This is a genomic window from Sphingomonas sp. LaA6.9 (genome assembly GCF_022601895.1).
Taxonomy (GTDB): domain Bacteria; phylum Pseudomonadota; class Alphaproteobacteria; order Sphingomonadales; family Sphingomonadaceae; genus Sphingobium_A.
In genome coordinates this window covers 64222-83657 of record NZ_JAKVIO010000008.1, presented here as the reverse complement: position 1 = coordinate 83657, position 19436 = coordinate 64222, and the positions used below count along the sequence as shown (strand labels likewise).

Here is a 19436-nt window from a genome sequence, read left to right as displayed (position 1 = left end):
CTTTGCCAACGGACAGATGAAGAGCGGGGTGGAACCTGTCTCGCCCGGCTGGACGGTTTAGTCGGGACCGAACAGTTTGAATTCGACGAGGCGAATGGCGCGGCCGGGGCGCTGGCGCATCACGACGCGGACGCGGCTTGCGGTTGTCTCGGGCCAGTCGACGTGCGTGATGCCATTGGGCACCGGCTTGACCCTAGATGCGGTCAAGTCGCGCCACTCCTGCCCCGTCCACGCCTGGAGGCGAAGGGCGCCAGGAACCGCATGGGTCTTGCGATCATCGAAGAACGCCAGTTCGGCGCGCGCGAGACGAGCGGGCTCGCCGAGATCGATCGCATACCATTGTTCCTTGCCGGAAGGCGCCGAAGACCAGCCGTTCGCCAGCTCGGGGAAGAACCAGAGCCGGCCGTCGATCGCGTCATGGACGTTTTCGGCATCGGCGTTGCTGGATGCCTGCCCTTTCGGAAACATGCCGCGCACCAGCTGCACTGCGCGATTGATCGGGCGCGCATAGGCGGGCACGGGCGCGCGGTCGATCGGCACTGTCAGCCGGCGAAGCGTTGCGCTGCGCGCTACTTCCTGTCCATCGACCTCGATCGACAGCCCCTTGCCGCGTCCATAATGGCGGCCATCCCGATCCCATGTGATCGCGATCCGGCGTCCGTGATACGGCACATTCTGGACGCGGAACCATGCCAGCGCCTGCGGATCGCCGGCATCGGGCAATAACGGGTTCACCTCCAGCACATCGTCGGCGCGCGGGCGGATGCCGACAAGGCCAGTCATGACCAGATCGACAAAGCCCGAGTGAAAATAGTGATGGCTGCGGTCGAGCCCGACGATCGGTTTGCCCGTCTCGGGATGATAATCCTCCTCCAGATCCAGCCGGCCATCCTGATAGTGGAGCGCCGCATATTGCCGCAGCAGGCGCATATAGGCGCCGCGCGTAACCGGCCCCTTATGGTCATGGTGATCGAGCAGATTGGCCATGCCGTGCAGCACCTGCGTCGTCTGGAAGGGCCAGACGGGGCCATTCCACTGGCATTCGGGGTCGCTGCCGAGATAGCGATACTGCTTCATATAATATTGGTAGCTCGCCTCGACGGTGCGCATTCCCGTCTTGCCCGCCAGAGCCTCGGGTGAAAGCAGATGCGTCCAGGCGGCCGCATAACGCGCGTCATCGGGCGCGAGATCGAACATCCACGGCAGATAGCCGACCAGTTCGCGCGCGCGGATCGGCGACCAGTATTTCACATGCTCGTTTTCGACCTTGTAGCGATCGATGAAGTGCGAGAGGTCGCTGCTCCAGAGTGCATCCAGCGTCCGCGAGCGCAGCGCATCGGCGCGTGCAGCATATTCGCGGGCCATCGCTTGGTCGCCCGCCATCTCCGCGAGCCGGGACAGCGCGCGCGCATTGGCGAACATGTAGGAATTGACCGACGGGCGGAAGGAATCGCCGCCTCGAAAACCGTCCTTCCCGCCCGAGGCGTCGATCGACGAGACCGTATATTCGGTCGCGTCGAGCAGAGGTTCGACGAAATAGAGCCCCTTGGTGAAATCATACTTCTCGTCCCACAGGCGATAGATGTGGCGCATGGTCTGCAGGTGCCGCAGCGCGGCTTCGCGATCACCATCGACGAGAAAGCGGCCATAGACCGAATCCGCCATGTAATCGGTGAAGTGGCGATCGTTGCCGCCGCGATACATGAAATCGATATAGTCGCCCGCATAGCGGCGGTCATTGAGCCAGCGCCCCTCGCCGATGTGAAATCCGGTGGCGTCGTTGAGGCTGGCAAAGGGTTCGCGCTGCCACGAGACGTCGTCGAGGAACTCGGTGGAGATATAGCCTTCGGTGCCGAGATCGCGCTGATGCGCGCGGAACAGCGCCCAGCGATAATAATAGACCGCATCGAGGCGCGGATCGGCGGATTCGAAGAAGGGGATACGCTCCTCATACCAGGGCGCATCATTGCCGAAGCGCTCGAGCGCGATGCGGCGTGTATCCATTGCCCGAACCGCCGGGGAAGGCGTCGCTGGTATCGCGGGCACGGGCATCGCGGTGGCCAGCATGATCGCCATCGCAATCCACAGACGTGACCTCATTTTCCTGCCTTTTCCGAAGACGCCCCAAAAACGAAGGGGCGGTCTCTCCGGGCCGAACAGGATGCCCGGAGAGACCGCCCGAGGGGGGCGCAGAATAACGCCTGCGCCCCGCGGAGAGATCACTTGAAGGTGTAGCGGACGCCCAGCGCAAAGGTCCGCGCGAGCAGCGTGGTGCCGAGATTGAACTGGTCAGGCCCGCCCACATCGTCGAACTTGTAATAGGTCTGCTGCTTCGACTTGGTGAGGTTCACCGCGTCGAAGGTCAGGCCGAGATCCTCGTTGATGTTGTAGGTGAACTGGAGGTCCAGGCTCTTTTCGGGGGTCCGCCACACGCCGATCGGATTGGCGAACAGACGCGCCTCGTTGTTGGCGAGAAAGGCGTCACGATAGACATAGGACAGACGCGCGCCGACCGGACCACGCTCATAGGCGAGCGTGACGTTGTAGGAGAGGTCCGACACGCCGAAGAAGGACGATTGGGTCTCGCCGATGACATTGCCCTGCCCGTCGTCGAGCGGGATCGTCTGGCTCGAATCGAGCACCGTCAGGCTGCCCTGGATGCCAAGACCGTCGAGAATGCCCGGCAGATAGGTCGGGAAATAGGTGAGACCAACTTCGAGCCCCTTCAGCACGCCATTTGACGCGTTCTGCGGCTGGGTGACGAGGAAGGTATCGGTGTTGAGACCGGTATTGGGGATGGTGACCAGCGAGCTGAGCGGCACCACGAGCCCGTCGATCTCGCGCCGGAACAGCGTGGCGTAGATCGCGCTGTTGCGTTCGAAATACCATTCGAGCGCGAGGTCGAAATTCTTCGAGGTGGTCGGCTTCAGGTTCGGGTTGCCGCTGGTGCCGCTGCCATAGCCGACATTGGTGAGATCGCCCACCAGCGTATAGTTGGGGTTGAGATCGCCAAAGGCCGGGCGGCGCAGCGTTTCACCATAGTTGAAGCGCAGCCGCAGATTGTCCTCGATCGCGTAGCGCAGCGTGAAGCTGGGCAGCAGCTTCTCGGTGCCCGTCGAGCCGCTGGTCGAAACCAGCGGATCCGAATAGCGATCGGTGAACACGGAATCGGTGTCGACCGAGACGAAGCGCAGGCCCGCCTGCATCTGCAGCGGCCGTCCGAAGATCGAAACCTCCCCGTCCGCCTGGATATAGGCGGTCATGGTGACTTCGTTGATGTCGAAGACCTTGATCAGCGACAGATCATCCGAAAGCCTGATGTTGGGATTCACCGACTGATAGAGCGCGCGAACCGTGTCGGCATTGTTGTAAAGCCAGTAACCGCTGGGCAGCACCCATGAGGTCGGCACGTCGGCGCGGCCATCGAAAAAGCCCTTGTTCGTGAAATAGGCTGCCGGATCGAGCGTCGAGAAGGGTCGCCCGAGCGAGCCCGCCTCCTGGCCGCGGACGGAGTCCGCGGCCTTGCGGTCATCGTAACGGATGCCACCCTTGATCTTGCGCAGGAAACCTTCGTCCCACTCATATTCGCCGTCGAGCGTGAAGGTTAGCGCGCTGCCCTTCGACTTGTTGGCGTTGTCGTAGAACTGGGCGAGGTTCCACTGCCCCGGATCGGCCAGCAGCGAATCGTCGTTGAAGTGATAGGACGGGATGCCGCCACCGGCGTTGAACACGGTGTCGATCGAATCCGCCACGCGATCAGTGCGCAGCGCGATGAACGAGCTCTTGTAGGTGCTGTCCTGCCAGGCGAGATCGGCCACGATCTTGCCATGGTCTCCGACATTCCACTTGGCGTTCAAAGCGTAAAGGAAGTTGTCGGTCTTGTTCTTAGCGAAGTCGCCGCTGTTGAACCCATAGACGCTGCCGACACGACGGCCGCTCATGATGTTGGTACCGTCGTAAAGCTCGAAGGTCGACGCCGGATCGGAGCCAAGGTTGCCCCACCAGTCGACGAAGCTGAACTGGAGGCTGTTGAAGGTCTGCCCCCGGAAGCCATTGTAGAAGAATTCGGCCGTATATTCAGAGCTGTCGTTGGGCGCCCACTGGAGTGCGGCATTGACCGCTGGACGCTCGCGCTTGCCGTAGAGATCGGAGCTGAACACGGCGTCGCGCGCGAGATAATAGGGCGTGTCGACGCCGTTGATGTTGAGCGTCGAGCCCGGCGCGGTGGGCAGGCCGTAATCCTGACCCGGCTGCCAGTTCACATTGTCGGGGCCCGGGAAGATGCGCTCAAGCGGCGTCAGCCCCGAACCGGCGGGCGGATTTTCGGTCGCGAACGGCACGAAGGCGCCCGCGGTGACGGTCATGTCGCGATATTTGGTCCGCGAATAGCTGCCGTTGATGAGGATGCCGATATCACCGATGCCCGTTTCCCAGCGATTGCTGATGAGCGCGCTGACGTTCGGGTTATAGGTGTCGGCCTGCTCGTTATAGATGCCGCGTGCGACAGCGGAAATGGCGAAGCCATCGAAATCGAAGGGACGACGCGTCTGCACGTCGATCTGGCCGGCAAGGCCGGTCTCGATCTGGTCGGCCGCGCGCGTCTTGAAGACGTCGACCTGCTTGATGAGGTTCGCCGAAAGATCCTGAAGCTGGAAGGACTGGCCGGACGACGTGAAGATGTTGCGGCCGTTCATCGTCGTCAGCGGATCGGTGAGACCGCGGATCGACACGCCCGCCGCCTCGCCGCCGGCACGGTTGGTGACCTGGACGCCGGTGACGCGCTGGAGCGCTTCGATGACGTTGTTGTCGGGGAGCTTGCCGACGTCCTCGGCGACGATCGAGTCGACGATCTGGACCGATTCCTTGCGCACGTTGAGCGCGCCGACGATCGATGCGCGCACACCGGTGACGATGATTTCCTCGTCGGTCGCGGCATCGCCGCCCGGTGAAGCCTCGGCGGTCGCAGGAGCTTCCGCGGCAGCATCAACCTGCGCGTGCGCCGCGCTCGCGAGCATCAGCGAGAAAACGGACACGGAACACATGACTACAGGCTTGAACGCCATCTTATCCTCCCCTTGGCCGGCCCATTGCCGCGGCCCTCATTAACTCGGAGTATTTATTTCCAGACCGCGGATGACGCAAGGGTAAATTTGCGTCCTGAAATCCCCACAAAATGGCCCGAAATATCAGAGACAAACGCCAAACAAGGCTCTGTTATTTCCATATTTAATCTGAGTTTTCGCTTTCGGACCGCAAGGGTACGGAGGCCACCACGAGCGATGGTTACCGTTGTCATTCCAAAATCCGGCAGCGTTCTGGGCATCGAAATGCCCTTCACAAGTCAGAGTTAATTCGAGTCGCCCACGCCTCAGCTCGACAGCCAGCGCGTCGTTGCATCCTCGGCCTGATGGAGAATGATGGCGCCCTCGCGATGCGCGAGCGCCTTATCCGGACTCGCAACGGCGGTAAAGCGGACGCTGTTGTCGGGCGCGACACGGGGCACGAATGCGCTGCGCCGGACGAAGTCTGCGCCCTGCTCAGCCTTTGCCAGCATGATCCGACCATCCGCTCCAGAGGTAAGGCAATAGTCGGGCATATCGATCGGACTGAGCGTGACGCTCCCGCTAACCCTCGCCGGCGCCAGACGGAATTGCGTGGCCGGCAGGGCTGCCTGCCCGACGATCGCACGCTGCCCGTCATGCGCGAGGAAGGCTTCTTTGCGGTCGGCGGGAGAAAAGCGTCCGGGCAACGGACCATTGCCCACGGGAATGCCGAAGTCAGGCGTGCCGTCCGCGCGGAAATAGAGCCGCTGGACACGCGTGTGACGATTGGGATCGAACAGCGGATCGCCCGTGATCGCCGAATAATCACGCCCGTGATAGACGAGAATGTCGCGACCCTCTTCATCGGTGGTGAAGCTGTTGTGGCCGGTCCCGTAAACCTTCGTGACCTCCGACGAGACGAACACCGGCTCGGGCGATTTGGTCCATGCCCGCGGATCCATGATATCGGCATCGTCCGCGGCGGTCAGCAGGCCGAGGCAGTAACGCGCATCGGTCGCGCTGGCGGAATAGGTCATGAACAGCCGTCCGTTGCGAGCAAGGATCGCTGGGGCCTCGGCCACCTTGAAACCCTGGATCTCCCAGTCGAGCGTCGGCACGGTCAGGCGCGTGGCTTTGGCGGCGAGCGTGAGCGGCGTCGCCAGCGGCGCGATATAGAGGTTGGAATTGGTCTCGATCCCCGGTTCGCGCTGCGCCCACACGAAATAGCGCTTTCCGCGATGGACGAAGATAGTCGAATCGAGGTTGAAGCTGTCCCACGGCGCCTGGAACTGGCCGAGCACCGACCATTTCCCCTTCATCGGATCGGGCCCGTCGCAGACGATCGCATAGGTGCGGATGCGGAACACATCCTCGCCGCCGCCGCTCGGGCCGGCCGCGAAATACATGATCCAGCGTCCGTCGATCAGATGGAGTTCGGGCGCCCAGATGAAACCCGACATCGGGCCGCTGGAAAGGTGGCGCCACAGCACCGCTTCCTCCGCGGTCGCGAGGCCCGCCAGCGTGCGCGAGCGGCGCAGCACCAGCCGGTCATATTCGGGCACCGAGCCGGTCATGTAATACCAGCCATCCTCGTGGCGGAAGATCTGCGCATCGGCGCGCTGTTTCACGAGCGGGTTCTGCGGCGCGATGTCGGGCACGTCCGACATGGCGGCGCGCGCTACGACGGGCGCAGCGGAAAGCATGGCGGTGCTTGCAATGAAGCCGCGGCGGGACAGGTTGAGGCTCATATCGGATACTCCTGTGCCGCGATCTTCGGGGAGGCGGCGATAGTCGGAAAAAGGGCGGGCGACCGCGCCCGCCCGGCTTATCAATATTCGGCAACCGGCCAGCCGTCCGCGCCCCAGCGGATCGGCGCGATCCTGAGTGTTGGTGCGCCATTCTTCTGCCGGTCATAGGCGTGATAGACGACGTAATCCCTGCCATCGCGGTCGCGCAGCCACCCGGCATGGCCGGGCCCGCGAAAGCGCTGCTGCTCCTGCAGATCGGCGCGCAGGAAGATCGTCCCCTTGCCTTCCATCATCGCGCTGCCATCCTTGCCCAGATAGGGGCCGGTTATTACGCGCGATCGGCCGATCACCGTGTAATAGGTGCTGTTCGCGCCCTTGCAGCAATAGTCATAGGACACGATCAGCCAGTAATAGCCGCCGTGATCGACGATGAACGGCGCCTCTACCGGCGCCGGTCCGCCCGCGGGAGCCGGACGACGCGCGATGGAATAGGGCTTTGCATCCGGCTTCAATGGCTTGCCGGTGCGCGGTTCGAGTTCGAACAGCTTGATGCCGCTCCAGAAGCTGCCCAGCGACAGCCAGTGCCTGCCCTCGCGATCGATGATGAAGTTGGGGTCGATCGCGTTGAAGTCGTCGGTTTGCGTCGACATGACCACCAGCCCTTCATCCCGCCAGCCATAGTCCGGCGCCTTGGGGTCGAGCGTGGGGCTGGAGAAAAGGCCGATCGCCGAACGGTTGGAACCGAAGGTCGAGACCGAATAGTAAAGCCGGTAGCGGCCGTCCACATAGCTGATGTCGGGCGCCCACATGCCGTCGGTGCCGGGTATCGCCTGCTTCGCCCAATCGGGGATCTTGTCGAACAGCGGGGCACCCGCGGTCCAGTGAACAAGGTCCTTCGAGCTGCGCGTCTCGATGTAACGGCCGCCATTGCCCGTGCCGAACACATGATAGGTGTCGCCTTCGCGGATGATCACCGGATCATGCGTGGGCGCGAGATCGCCAGCGAGCCGGCTGTTGAGGCTTTGCTTGCCTTGCTCGCCCGCCTGTTGCGCGACCGCGGCACCGCCCAGGGCAAGCGCCGCAATCCCCGCCATCAGCGCGATCCTTGCAAACCTCAAATCCACTCTCCCTTTTTCTTTACGAGACTTGTCGGCAGCCAGTCCGGCGCCCTGCGGCGAACCGGCTCACGCCATGTTCGCCGCAGATGTCGCTGCTTATTGCAGGTCGAGCACGACCACGGACTTTGGCGGCAGGCTGACACTCAGCACCCCGCCCTCGATCCGGGCACTCGTGAACACCGCGGGCTTCACCACATCGGGCGCGGTGAAGCTGTTGTGCGAGTTGATTGCGGGCGCCGTCAGGATCCGGCCCGAGACAGCGTGCGCGGCAAGACCATCCAGTTTCACCGTTACCGTGTGAGGCTGGTTGGGATCGAGGTTGGACAGGCCGACATGGACCTTGCCGTCCTTCGCCCGCACCGCCGAGCCGCTGACCGCGGGCATCGTCCACTTGTCCTTCGCATACCAGGGCGTATCGATCCTGATCGGCAGCACGGTTGCGTCCTGCCAGGGCTTGTACATCTCGAAGACGTGATAGGTGGGCGTGAGCACCATCTTGTCACCTTCGGTCAGGATCATCGCCTGCAGCACGTTCACCATCTGCGCGATGGCAGTCATCTTCACGCGGTCGGCATGTTTGGCGAAGATGTCGAGGTGGATCGAGGCGATCAGCGCGTCGCGCAGCGTATTCTGCTGGCGAAGGAAGCCGGGATGCGTGCCCGCATCCTGAGCATACCAGGCACCCCATTCGTCAACCGCCAGCCAGACGCGCTTTTGCGGATCATATTTGTCCATGATCGCGCTGTGTTTGGAGATGAGCTCGTCCATGCGGAACGCACCCGCCAAGGCGTCGGCCCAGCCGGCTTCGTCGAAGTCGACGGCGGGCGCACGCGGCGGCCAGCCGCCAGCGGGCAGCACATAGTAATGAAGCGAGAGTGCGTCGAGCTGGCCCGCTGCCACGCGCATCATCGCATCGGTCCAGGCGTAATCATCGACATTCGCGCCCGCCGCTATCTTCATGACCCTGGTACCCGCGGGCGCCTTGATGAAGGTGGCATAGCGGCGCGTCACATCCGCCGCATATTCGGGCCGCATGTTGCCGCCGCAGCCCCAGAGTTCGTTGCCGACGCCGAAATAGGGCACCGCCCACGGTTCCTTATGGCCGTTCTTCGCGCGCTCCTCGGCGAGGCTGCCGGCGGGCGCGGTCATATACTCTACCCATTCGGCCATTTCCTGCGGTGTGCCGTTGCCGACATTGCCCGCGACATAGGCTTCGGCGCCGACCTGGCGGAGCAGCTCGAAAAATTCGTGGGTGCCAACGGTGTTGGGCTCGGTCACGCCACCCCAGTGCGTGTTGACCTTTACCGGCCGCTTGTTCTTCGGGCCGATACCCTCGCGCCAGTGATATTCGTCGGCAAAGCAGCCGCCCGGCCAGCGGATGACCGGAACCTTGAGGTTGCGCAATGCCGCGACCACGTCGTTGCGGAAACCGTTGGTGTTGGGGATCGACTTGTCCTTGCCAACCCAAAGCCCACCATAGATGCCGTTGCCGAGATGCTCGGCGAACTGGGTGAAGATGCGGCGGTCATAGACCGGGCCGGGCTTGTCGGCGCTGATCGTCGCGGTGACCGCCTTTTCAGTCTGGGCATGGCCCGCCGTCGTGGTCGTGATGGCGGCAGCAGACAACAGCAGCGCGGCAGCAGCGCGGCGCAGGGTTCCAATCATTTCCTCTCCCCTCAATTCTTAGTCGTGGAATGCGTCGGTGATCTCGCGCCTTCCGCGCAGGAAGGCATCGGCCACCAGTCGCAGCGGATCGGTGTCGACATCGCTGCGGCCGCCGCGGATCAGCGTTGAAAAGCGGCCATAAAGGCCGGGATATTCATGATCCTCGTTATGCTCGGTCCCGCTCGGGATCGACAGCACCGCACCGCCATGGGAGAGCTTGAGGGTTCCCGCGTCGGTCTCGACGATGATGTCCCAGCTCTGCGGCCCGGTCTGCCGCCAATCGAGATCCATGTGGATCGGCGCTCCGGCCGTGTCGCGAAATTCGAGATCCGCGGCGATTGGCGCGGCACGATTGGCAGGAAGCACGAGCGTTGCCGATTTCAGGAAAAAGGGGCGCGGCAGGATATGGGTGATGATCGACAACGCATTGATGCCGGGATCGAACACGCCCAGACCGCCGGGCTCCCATATCCATGCCTGCCCCGGATGCCAGACGCGTACATCCTCGCGCCAGATGACCGAAACGCTCTCGATCGTTCGCTCGGCGAGCCAGGCGCGGGCCGGGCCGACGCCAGCGGCGAAGCGCGAATGCCAGCCCGCGAACAGGGTCGCGCCCACCTTGTCAGCGCGCGCGCTGAGCGCCGCCACTTCGGCGAGCGTCGCCCCCGGCGGCTTTTCGAGAAAGACATGGATGCCGCGCCTGAGCGCCATGGCCGCGAGGTCGTAGCGGACCTGCGGCGGGGTGCAGAGCGCGACCGCATCCACCGCGGGCCCTTCTTCGAGCAACGCCTCGAGGCTGCGATGGTGCGGCACGCCCGGCATGCCCGGATCGTGCGGGCTGACCGTGGCGGCGAGGCTGAAGGCGGCATTGCCGGCGATTGCGGGCAGATGCTGGTCGCGCGCGATCTTGCCCATGCCGACAACGGCGATGCGGATGGGGTCCATGATCAGAGCGCCCTGACGGACACGGCCGCACGGCTGGCGCGCGCGAGCGGGTTGCGCAGCGGCAGCGTGAAGGGCGCAGCCGCAATCTCGAACACGTCGCCCTCGTTGGTGCGGACGCCATCAGCGAAGGACAGCGTCGCCGTGCCATAGAAGTGCACGTGAACATCACCCGGGCGGCGGAACAGATCATATTTGAAGTGGTGCGCCTCGAGATTGGCGAAGCTGTGCGACATGTTCGCTTCGCCCGAAAGGAAGGGCTTTTCCCACAATGTCTCGCCGCCGCGCAGGATGCGGCTGGAGCCTTCGACATGCTCGGGCAGCTCGCCGACCAGAAGTTCGGGGCCGAGCGATGCCTGGCGGAGCTTGGAATGCGCCAGCCAGAGATAATTGTGCCGTTCGGTCACATGGTCGCTGAATTCGTTGGCAAGGCACAGGCCAATGCGGAAGGGCGTGCCATCCAGGCCGATGATGTAGATGCCGGCGAGTTCGGGTTCCTCACCGCCATCCTGCGCAAAGGCTGGCATGGTCAGCGGGGCACCCGGGTCGACGAGCTGCGACCCGTCGCCCTTGTAGAACCATTCGGGCTGCTGGCCGGCTTCCCCAGGCGCGGGCTTGCCGCCTTCGAGGCCTTCAAGGAACATCCGCATGGAATCGGTCTTTGTGTGGGACGCCGCCGCTTCGCGGTGCATCTTGTCGCGTCCCTCGGCCGAACCAAGGTGCGTGAGCCCCGTGCCGGTGAGCAGCATATGCGCGGGATCTTCGTGATCGATCGGCGCGATCAGGCGGCCCGCGGCGAGTTCTTGGGCAATATCAACGGCAGCGCCGGAGCCGCATTCGGCAACGATCTCGGCCAGACTTCTGTCCGCAGCGATAGCGCGCAGCGCCAGCTCGCGAACGCTCGTCACACCGGGAAGGAAGGCGGCGGAATCACCCCGCGCGGCGATCACCGAACGCACACCTTCAGCGCTGCGATGCTGCAGCAGACGCAATGCCATGAAAAACTCTCCCTTAAAGGCGCCGCTATTGCGGGCGCCGTCATCATTGCCACTGCGGGCCGGGATCCGTTCGAACCCGACCCGACCATTCAATCAGTTTACGGTGAGCGCCCCATCGACGAGACGCGGAGCGCCATCGCCCTGCGCGTCGTCGCGCAACTCCGCCGGCAGCAATGCAGGCGCGAGGTTCTGGTATGAGACGGGCCGCAGGAAGCGGTCGATCGCGAGGCTGCCGACCGAGGTTGTGCGCGCGTCCGATGTCGCGGGGAACGGTCCGCCATGAACCATGGCATGGCAAACCTCGACACCCGTGGGCCAGCCATTGGCGAGGATGCGTCCGACCTTGCGCTCAAGCAGCGGCAGCAGCCGCCCGGCGACAGCCACATCGGCATCGTCCATGTGCAGTGTCGCAGTGAGCTGCCCTTCAAGGCCTGCAATCACGGTGCGCAATTCCGCCTCGTCGCGGCAACGCACGATGATCGACGACGCACCGAATACTTCGTGACCGAGTGCCTTGTCGGCGAGAAAGGCTTGTGCCGTGGTCTGGAACAGCGCCGCCTGACCACGCGTACAGCCATTGCCCTCCTGCCCGCGCCCGAGCGTCTCGACACGGGCATTGCCAGCCAGCGCCGCAATACCCTTTTCATACGCCGCATGGATACCGGTCGTGAGCATCACCTGCGAATCTGCGCCGCTGATCGTGCCCGTCGCCGCGGACACAAAATCGTCAAGTCCGTCGCCATCGATGGCAAGGACGAGGCCGGGATTGGTGCAGAACTGCCCCGCGCCCATGGTCAGCGAACCGACATAGGCCGCACCCAGCGCCGCGCCGCGCGCCTTCAGCGCCTCGGGGAGCAGCAGTACCGGGTTGATGCTCGACATTTCGGCATAGACCGGGATCGGCACCGGGCGCGCCTGCGCCAGCGCCAGCAGTGCAAGACCACCGCCGCGCGAACCGGTAAAGCCGACCGCGGCGATGCGCGGATCCTTGACCAGCGCGGCGCCGAGCTCGTTGCCCGGGCCGACCAGATGAGAGAACACACCTTCGGGCAGACCGCACGCGGTGACGGCACGGCGAATGGCATCAGCCACCAGCGTGCCAGTCTGCGGGTGCGCGGGATGGCCCTTCACCACGACTGGACAGCCCGCGGCGAGTGCGGAAGCGGTGTCGCCCCCCGCGGTCGAGAAGGCGAGCGGGAAGTTGGACGCGCCAAATACCGCGACGGGGCCCAGCGGTATCATGCGCAGACGCAGGTCCGGTCGCGGAAGCGGCTGCCGCTCGGGCTGCGCCGGGTCTATACGCAGGCCGAGCCACGCGCCGCTGCGCACGACATTGGCGAACATACGCAACTGGCCGACGGTGCGGCCGCGCTCGCCCTCGAGGCGTGCACGCGGCAGCCCGCTCTCGCGCATGGCCGCCACGATCAGATCATCGCCGATCGCGAGAACCTCGTCGGCGATTCGATCGAGAAACGCAGCACGGCTCTCACGGTCGGTGGCGCGATAGTCGTCGAACGCCGCTTCCGCCGCAGCGCAGGCGGCTGCCACGTCGGCGGCGCCATGAACCGGGAATTCCGCGCCATCAGGCTGCCCGGTCTCGGCCGTCACGGAACGAAATCCGGGATGTTCCACCTGGTCGATCGAGATAACGTCAGCAGTCATTTACGTCTCCTTATTACTCCGACATATTACAGCGCATCAACGATGGCAACGATTACCGTTTCACCATCGCGCTGCCGCTGGTAATTGTCGGTGCTGAGGGAAGAACATGGGGAATACCAAAGTGGGGCATGAAGCGGACGAAGACGAGGGGCAGGCGCCGGTGCCGACAAAGGCGCGCGGGCCCGGCCGGCGCCTGCACGGCGCGGTCGCACACAAGCTGGGCACGGCGATCCTGTCGGGCGAATATGCGCCTGGAGATACGCTTTCCGGCGAGGTCGCCTTTGCGGAGGAACTGGAAATTTCGCGCAGCGCCTATCGAGAGGCGGTGCAGGTACTCACCGCGAAAGGGCTGGTCGAAAGCCGGCCGAAAGCGGGCACGCGCGTCCTGCCGCGCAACCGCTGGAACCTGCTGGATCCGGATGTGCTGGCCTGGGCCTTTGCGGGCGAGCCCGATATCGAATTCATCCGCAACCTTTTCGAGCTTCGCGCCATTGTCGAGCCCGCTGCCGCGCGCCTGGCCGCCGAACGGCGCGACAAGTCCGACATCAAGATCATGAAGGAAGCGCTGGCGGCGATGCGACGCCATACGCTCGCCACCGATGCCGGACGCGCGGCCGATCGCGATTTTCACAACGCGATCCTGCGCGCCACACACAATGACGCGCTGATGGCGCTCACTGCGAGCATTGGCGCGGCGGTCAACTGGACCACCCAGTTCAAGCAGCGGTCGCGCGCGCTGCCGCGCAACCCGATTCCCGATCATGCCCGCGTATACGACGCCATCGCGGCGGGCGACGGCGAGGCCGCGAGCGCGGCCATGCGCGTACTGATCGACCTCGCGCTCGAGGATACGCGCAGCGCGATCAAGAGCTGACGGGTCGGTAGCTCTGCAAGAAAAAAGGCCCTGCCTCCATCAAGGAAGCGGGGCCTTATTTTCTTAGCCGGATCGGCGTCGCTCAGTCGACGTGCTGATCGGGCAATGCATGGGTGGGGCGCGAACCCCATAGCGCGTAGAACAGAATGTAGAGCTCGCAGACCGCGGTCAGCAGGAACGAGGTCTGCAGGCCATAATGGTCCGCCATCCAGCCCTGGACGATCACGAGCGCACCGCCGGCGATCGCCATGATCAGCAGCCCCGAACCTTCCTCGGTCAGCGGCCCGAGGCCCTTGATGCCCAGCGTGAAGATGGTCGGGAACATGATCGAGTGGAACAGGCCGACAAGGATCAGCGACCACATCGCAACCGGGCCGTGCGCGAACACCGTGACAAGCATGACGATGAATGCGCCGATCGAAAAGACGGCCAGCACCTTGGCGGCGTCGATTCGCTGCATGATCGCCGAACCGACGAAGCGCCCCACCATCATGCCGCCCCAGAGGAAGGTCAGATAGCGGCCCGCCTGCTCATGCGTGAGATTCGCGATGTCGGGCTGGCTGACGAAGTTGACGAACAGGTTCGCCACGCCGATTTCCGCAATCAGATAGATGAAAATCGCGGGGACGCCGAACACCAGATTGCGATGCGCCCAGAGTGAATGCTTCTTCCGCTCGTCCTTCGCCATGCGCATCGTCGCGGCGCCCATGCTGGGCAGCGGGAAGCGCGCGATCACGACGGCGAGCACGACGAGCACGACGGCGACGAGGCCGTAAGGGAGGATCACCGACTGCGCGTCGGCGAGCCGCTCCGCCTGCGTCAGCACCACGCCGGTCTCGGCCGTGCCGCCCTTGGATCGGCCGAGGATAAGATAGGCGCCAAACAGCGGCGCGAGCATCGTTCCCGCCGAGTTCATCGCCTGCACCAGATTGAGGCGCGAAGAGGCGGTTTCGGGCTTGCCGACCACCGCGACATAGGGATTGGCGGCGACCTGCAGCAAGGTGATGCCGCTCGCGATCACGAACAGCATGACAAGCGTGACGCCATAGGACGGGATACTGGCCGCAAGCATCATACCCAGCGAGCCGGCCGCCATGATCAGCAGTCCCACCACCAGCGATTTCTGATAGCCGACCCGCTCGATCAGCTTGGCCGAGGGAATCGAGGCAACGAAATAGGCGATGAACCAGACCGATTCGATCAGTGTTGTCTGGGTATAGCTGAGTTCGAACACGCTGCGCAGATGCGGCAGAAGCGTGTTGTTGATGACCGTGATGAAGCCCCACATGAAAAAGAGGCTGGCAAGCAGAGTCAGCGCCGAACGGTAGCTCGTGCCTTGGTTTTCAGCCCCCGCAGCCGGTGTTGCGGACGTCGTTATCGGTGAAGCCATGCCACCCTTCTCCAATTGTTGTGCCCCGTCCGCGTCCAATGGCCGACACGGCTTGCGCTTGATTATTTTGTCGGACTATATGCAGACCAAGATTGCGTCAATGGGCGCTCATAACCGGGAGGGACGAGAATGCGAAGGCTGGCTAGAATGGGTGCGCTGCTCGGATGCATGGCGGCCACTTTGACGGCGGGAGGCACAGCCTTCGCCGCCGAAGCCAGCAGCACTCCGGCCGGCACTCTCAAGGATGGCACTGCAGTGGAAGCGATCACGCTCAAGAACAGCCACGGCGTTTCGGCGACGATCCTGACCTATGGCGCGACGCTGCAGTCACTGATCGCGCCCGACCGGACGGGCAAGCCGGCCGACGTCGTTCTCGGCTATGACGATCTCGCCAGCTATGTCGATTTTCCCAATTATTTCGGGGTCACTGTCGGCCGCTATGCAAACCGCATTGCAAGCGGCCGCTTCGAGATTGACGGCCGCGCCCATCAACTGCCGCTCAACGACAAGACGAATTCGCTCCACGGCGGCGGCAAGGGCTTCGACAAGGTCGTCTGGAAGGTCGTTTCGCTGAAGAACGGGCCGACCGCGACGCTGATATTGTCGCACAGCAGCCCCGATGGCGATTCGGGCTATCCCGGCAAGCTCGATGCGACCGTCACCTACTCGCTCGACGAGGCCGGCGCGCTGACCATCGCGTTCGACGCGAAGACCGACAAGCCGACGATCGTCAACATGACGAACCACGCGATCTTCAATCTGGCCGGTGAGGGATCGCCCGACGGCGCGACGGGCCACCTGCTGACGATACCCGCGCGCGCCTACACCCCTGTCGACGAGCGACTGATCCCGACGGGAGAGCTTCGCCCGGTCGAAGGCACCGTGTTCGATTTCCGCACGCCGCGCCGCGTGGCGGACGGCATCCGCGACGGCCGCGACAAGCAGATCCGCTTCGGCCGCGGCTACGACCATAATTTCGCGCTCGACAAGGGACTTACGAAGGTGCCCGAACTCGTCGCAAAGCTCGAGGATCCGCAATCGGGCCGCGTGCTCGAAGTGCTGAGCACCGAGCCAGGCGTTCAATTCTACGCCGGCAATTTCCTCGATGGCACGCTGGTCGGCAAACAGGGTCATATCTACCGCATGGGTGACGGCATTGCGCTCGAGCCGCAGAAATTTCCCGATGCCCCCAATCAGCCCAGCTTCATTTCCGCGCGCGTCGATCCCGGCAAGCCTTACCGGCACGTGATGATCTACCGCCTGTCCACGACCCGTTGAACGGATATCCGATGACCGATACCAACCCGACCAAGCTCCGCTCGCGCGCCTGGTTCGATAATCCCGACAATATCGACATGACCGCGCTCTATCTGGAGCGCTACCTCAACTTCGGCCTCAGCCTCGAGGAGCTGCGGTCGGGCAAGCCGATCATCGGCATCGCCCAGACCGGCAGCGATCTTTCGCCCTGCAACCGCCATCATCTCGTGCTTGCCGAGCGCATTCGCGAGGGCATTCGCGAGATGGGCGGCATTGCGCTCGAATTTCCGGTCCACCCGATCCAGGAGACCGGCAAGCGCCCGACCGCGGGGCTCGACCGCAACCTGGCCTATCTCGGTCTTGTCGAAGCGCTTTACGGCTATCCGATCGACGGCGTGGTGCTGACGACCGGCTGCGACAAGACGACGCCTGCCTGTCTGATGGCCGCGGCGACCGTCAACATCCCCGCGATCGCGCTCTCGGTCGGCCCGATGCTCAATGGCTGGCACAAGGGCGAGCGCACGGGCTCGGGCACGATCGTCTGGAAGGCGCGGCAGATGCTCGCTGCCGGGCAGATCGACGATGCCGGCTTCATCAAGCTCGTCGCCTCCTCCGCGCCGTCGACGGGCTATTGCAACACGATGGGCACCGCGACGACGATGAACAGCCTCGCCGAAGCGCTGGGCATGATGCTTCCGGGTTCGGCGGCGATCCCCGCGCCCTATCGCGACCGGCAGGAGGTCGCCTATCTGACCGGCAAGCGCATCGTCGAAATGGTCGCCGAGGATCTCAAGCCCTCCGACATTCTGACACTCGATGCCTTCCACAATGCGATCGTCGTCAATTCGGCGATTGGCGGCTCGACCAATGCGCCGATCCATCTCGCGGCGATCGCGCGCCATATCGGCGTCGACCTGCCGCTCAGGGACTGGGAGACCGAGGGGCACAAGGTGCCGCTGCTGGTCAACCTCCAGCCCGCGGGTGAGTATCTTGGCGAGGACTATTATCGCGCCGGGGGCGTGCCCGCCGTGGTCGCGCAGCTGATGGGCCAGGGGCTGATCCGCGAACGGGCGATGACGGTCAACGGCAAGACGGTAGGCGACAATTGCCGCGAGGCGACGATCGAGGACGAGCGTGTTATCCGCCGTTTCGAAGAGCCGCTGAAGGAGGAAGCCGGCTTCCTCGTCCTTTCGGGCAATCTGTTCGATGCCGCGATCATGAAGACCAGCGTCATCAGCCCCGAGTTCCGCGACCGCTATCTTTCAAACCCCGACGATCCCAATGCGTTCGAGGGGCCCGCGATCGTATTCGAGGGGCCCGAAGACTATCACCACCGCATCGACGATCCCGCGCTCGGCATCACCCCCGCAACGATGCTGTTCATGCGTGGCGCAGGGCCGATCGGTTATCCCGGTGCGGCAGAGGTCGTGAACATGCGCCCGCCCGCCTATCTGATCACCGAAGGTGTCAGCGCGCTTCCATGCATCGGCGACGGCCGCCAGTCGGGTACGAGCGGCAGCCCGTCGATCCTGAATGCCAGCCCCGAGGCGGCCGCCAATGGCGGTCTCGCGCTGCTCAAATCCGGCGACCGCGTCCGCATCGATCTCAACAAGGGCACCGTCGACGTCCTCATTTCTGCCGAGGAGCTGGCCGATCGTCGCCGTGCGCTGGAAGCCGCGGGCGGATACGCCTACCCAGCCTCGCAAACGCCCTGGCAGGAGATTCAGCGCTCGATCGTCGGGCAGATGGATACCGGGGCGATCCTCGAAGGGTCGGAGAAATATCAGCGTATCGCCCAGACTCAGGGCCTGCCGCGCGATAATCACTGATCGTCGGCAGCGAGCGAACGGAAGCTTCATGACCGAATGGACGATTGTCGCGCGCGATGTGCGTGATCAGCTGGGCGAAGGCACGCTGTGGTCGGCGCGCGACAATGCCGTTTACTGGGTGGACATACTCGCCCCGGCGCTCAATCGGCTGGCCCTGGTCACGGGTGTGGTGACGCGCTGGCCTATGCCCGAGCCGCTGGGCTGGGTGGTCGAACGCGCCCGTGGCGGGTTCATCGGCGGCTTCAAGAGCGGCATCGCCGAAATCGGGATCGCGCCCCTTGCGATACTGCCGATCAGCGATCCCGAGCCGCACCTTCCGGGCAATCGCATGAACGACGGCAAGGCCGACGCCGATGGCAACATCTGGTGCGGCACCATGGACATGGCGGAGGAGCAGGATAGCGGATCGCTCTATCGCCTCGATCCCGATCGCCGCTGGATGCGAATGGACACGGGCTACCGTGTTCCCAATGGCCCGGCCTTCTCCGATTGCGGGCGCTGGCTCTACCATGCCGATACCGGCCGCCGCGTCATCTACCGCTTCGCGCGCGGCACGGACGGCGCGATCACCGATCGCCAGCCCTTCATCCATTTTGCGGAAGACGATGGTTGCCCCGACGGCATGACCGTCGACGCGCAGGGCCATCTGTGGGTGGCGCACTGGGGCGGCGGGCGCATCAGCCGCTTCACGCCCGAGGGCGTGCTCGATCGGTCAATCGCCCTGCCCGCCAGCCAGATCACCAACATCACCTTCGCGGGCACCGATCTCGACCGCATGTTCGTCAGCTCCGCTGCCGTGGGACTATCGGGCACGCACCATGACGGCGCACTTTTCGAGATCGACTGCGGCGTCCGCGGCTTGCCAACCCACTGCTTCGGCGGCTGATCCCGTCCCCAATCAGGCCGCCCCC

General features: G+C 64.1%; 13 protein-coding genes. 4 read left to right on the top strand and 9 right to left on the bottom strand.

The genetic code is table 11. The features are described 5' to 3' along the window. Positions 1 to 57: 57 nt before the first annotated feature. The 8 genes from MKI88_RS06275 to MKI88_RS06240 form a co-directional block, all read right to left on the bottom strand. Positions 58 to 2100 carry an MGH1-like glycoside hydrolase domain-containing protein gene (locus MKI88_RS06275; RefSeq protein WP_241630103.1) on the bottom strand — a complete coding sequence of 681 codons (2043 nt, stop codon included), beginning with the start codon at positions 2098 to 2100 and terminating at the stop codon, positions 58 to 60. 119 nt (positions 2101 to 2219) lie between these two features. Next, positions 2220 to 5063, bottom strand: coding sequence for a TonB-dependent receptor (locus MKI88_RS06270; RefSeq protein ID WP_241630102.1), 2844 nt, complete (start codon positions 5061 to 5063; stop codon positions 2220 to 2222). A 305-nt stretch (positions 5064 to 5368) separates the two neighbouring features. Then, positions 5369 to 6790 (bottom strand): glycoside hydrolase family 43 protein, encoded by a 1422-nt coding sequence (locus MKI88_RS06265; protein ID WP_241630101.1) that lies wholly within the window; start codon positions 6788 to 6790, stop codon positions 5369 to 5371. Between the two features lie 80 nt (positions 6791 to 6870). Then, on the bottom strand, positions 6871 to 7884 hold the full coding sequence (locus MKI88_RS06260; RefSeq protein WP_241630168.1) for an arabinan endo-1,5-alpha-L-arabinosidase: 1014 nt from the start codon (positions 7882 to 7884) through the stop codon (positions 6871 to 6873). Between the two features lie 120 nt (positions 7885 to 8004). Further along, a complete protein-coding gene (locus MKI88_RS06255) occupies positions 8005 to 9573 on the bottom strand; it encodes an alpha-N-arabinofuranosidase (RefSeq protein ID WP_241630100.1) in 1569 nt (522 codons plus the stop codon). An 18-nt stretch (positions 9574 to 9591) separates the two neighbouring features. Beyond that, the gene (locus MKI88_RS06250; RefSeq protein ID WP_241630099.1) at positions 9592 to 10518 is read right to left on the bottom strand and encodes a Gfo/Idh/MocA family protein; all 927 of its coding nucleotides are present in this window, start codon (positions 10516 to 10518) and stop codon (positions 9592 to 9594) included. Between the two features lie 2 nt (positions 10519 to 10520). Continuing rightward, entirely contained in the window at positions 10521 to 11513 is a 993-nt protein-coding gene (araD1, locus tag MKI88_RS06245) for an AraD1 family protein (RefSeq protein WP_241630098.1), read from the bottom strand. Between the two features lie 93 nt (positions 11514 to 11606). Next, the gene (locus MKI88_RS06240; RefSeq protein ID WP_241630097.1) at positions 11607 to 13175 is read right to left on the bottom strand and encodes an aldehyde dehydrogenase (NADP(+)); all 1569 of its coding nucleotides are present in this window, start codon (positions 13173 to 13175) and stop codon (positions 11607 to 11609) included. 106 nt (positions 13176 to 13281) lie between these two features. Between MKI88_RS06240 and MKI88_RS06235 the strand changes: the two genes are divergently transcribed. Next, positions 13282 to 14049 carry a FadR/GntR family transcriptional regulator gene (locus MKI88_RS06235; protein ID WP_241630096.1) on the top strand — a complete coding sequence of 256 codons (768 nt, stop codon included), beginning with the start codon at positions 13282 to 13284 and terminating at the stop codon, positions 14047 to 14049. Between the two features lie 82 nt (positions 14050 to 14131). On the opposite strand, the gene MKI88_RS06230 is transcribed toward MKI88_RS06235, so the two are convergent. Continuing rightward, positions 14132 to 15439 (bottom strand): sugar MFS transporter, encoded by a 1308-nt coding sequence (locus tag MKI88_RS06230; RefSeq protein ID WP_241630095.1) that lies wholly within the window; start codon positions 15437 to 15439, stop codon positions 14132 to 14134. A gap of 147 nt (positions 15440 to 15586) precedes the next feature. On the opposite strand from MKI88_RS06230, the gene MKI88_RS06225 reads away from it, so the two are divergent. From MKI88_RS06225 to MKI88_RS06215, 3 genes are read left to right on the top strand one after another with little or no spacing between them, the layout of a single operon-like run. Then, entirely contained in the window at positions 15587 to 16717 is a 1131-nt protein-coding gene (locus MKI88_RS06225) for an aldose epimerase family protein (RefSeq protein ID WP_241630094.1), read from the top strand. Positions 16718 to 16728: 11 nt separating this feature from the next. After that, positions 16729 to 18525 carry an IlvD/Edd family dehydratase gene (locus MKI88_RS06220; protein ID WP_241630093.1) on the top strand — a complete coding sequence of 599 codons (1797 nt, stop codon included), beginning with the start codon at positions 16729 to 16731 and terminating at the stop codon, positions 18523 to 18525. 28 nt (positions 18526 to 18553) lie between these two features. Continuing rightward, positions 18554 to 19411 (top strand): SMP-30/gluconolactonase/LRE family protein, encoded by an 858-nt coding sequence (locus MKI88_RS06215; RefSeq protein WP_241630092.1) that lies wholly within the window; start codon positions 18554 to 18556, stop codon positions 19409 to 19411. The last annotated feature ends 25 nt before the right edge of the window (positions 19412 to 19436 follow it).

Bases quoted from the DNA above. Each gene is read 5' to 3' on its own strand.
- MKI88_RS06275 (WP_241630103.1), bottom strand. From the start codon at position 2,100: ATGAGGTCACGTCTGTGGATTGCGATGGCGATCATGCTGGCCACCGCG.
- MKI88_RS06270 (WP_241630102.1), bottom strand. From the start codon at position 5,063: ATGGCGTTCAAGCCTGTAGTCATGTGTTCCGTGTCCGTTTTCTCGCTG.
- MKI88_RS06265 (WP_241630101.1), bottom strand. From the start codon at position 6,790: ATGAGCCTCAACCTGTCCCGCCGCGGCTTCATTGCAAGCACCGCCATG.
- MKI88_RS06260 (WP_241630168.1), bottom strand. From the start codon at position 7,884: ATGGCGGGGATTGCGGCGCTTGCCCTGGGCGGTGCCGCGGTCGCGCAA.
- MKI88_RS06255 (WP_241630100.1), bottom strand. From the start codon at position 9,573: ATGATTGGAACCCTGCGCCGCGCTGCTGCCGCGCTGCTGTTGTCTGCT.
- MKI88_RS06250 (WP_241630099.1), bottom strand. From the start codon at position 10,518: ATGGACCCCATCCGCATCGCCGTTGTCGGCATGGGCAAGATCGCGCGC.
- araD1 (WP_241630098.1), bottom strand. From the start codon at position 11,513: ATGGCATTGCGTCTGCTGCAGCATCGCAGCGCTGAAGGTGTGCGTTCG.
- MKI88_RS06240 (WP_241630097.1), bottom strand. From the start codon at position 13,175: ATGACTGCTGACGTTATCTCGATCGACCAGGTGGAACATCCCGGATTT.
- MKI88_RS06235 (WP_241630096.1), top strand. From the start codon at position 13,282: ATGGGGAATACCAAAGTGGGGCATGAAGCGGACGAAGACGAGGGGCAG.
- MKI88_RS06230 (WP_241630095.1), bottom strand. From the start codon at position 15,439: ATGGCTTCACCGATAACGACGTCCGCAACACCGGCTGCGGGGGCTGAA.
- MKI88_RS06225 (WP_241630094.1), top strand. From the start codon at position 15,587: ATGGGTGCGCTGCTCGGATGCATGGCGGCCACTTTGACGGCGGGAGGC.
- MKI88_RS06220 (WP_241630093.1), top strand. From the start codon at position 16,729: ATGACCGATACCAACCCGACCAAGCTCCGCTCGCGCGCCTGGTTCGAT.
- MKI88_RS06215 (WP_241630092.1), top strand. From the start codon at position 18,554: ATGACCGAATGGACGATTGTCGCGCGCGATGTGCGTGATCAGCTGGGC.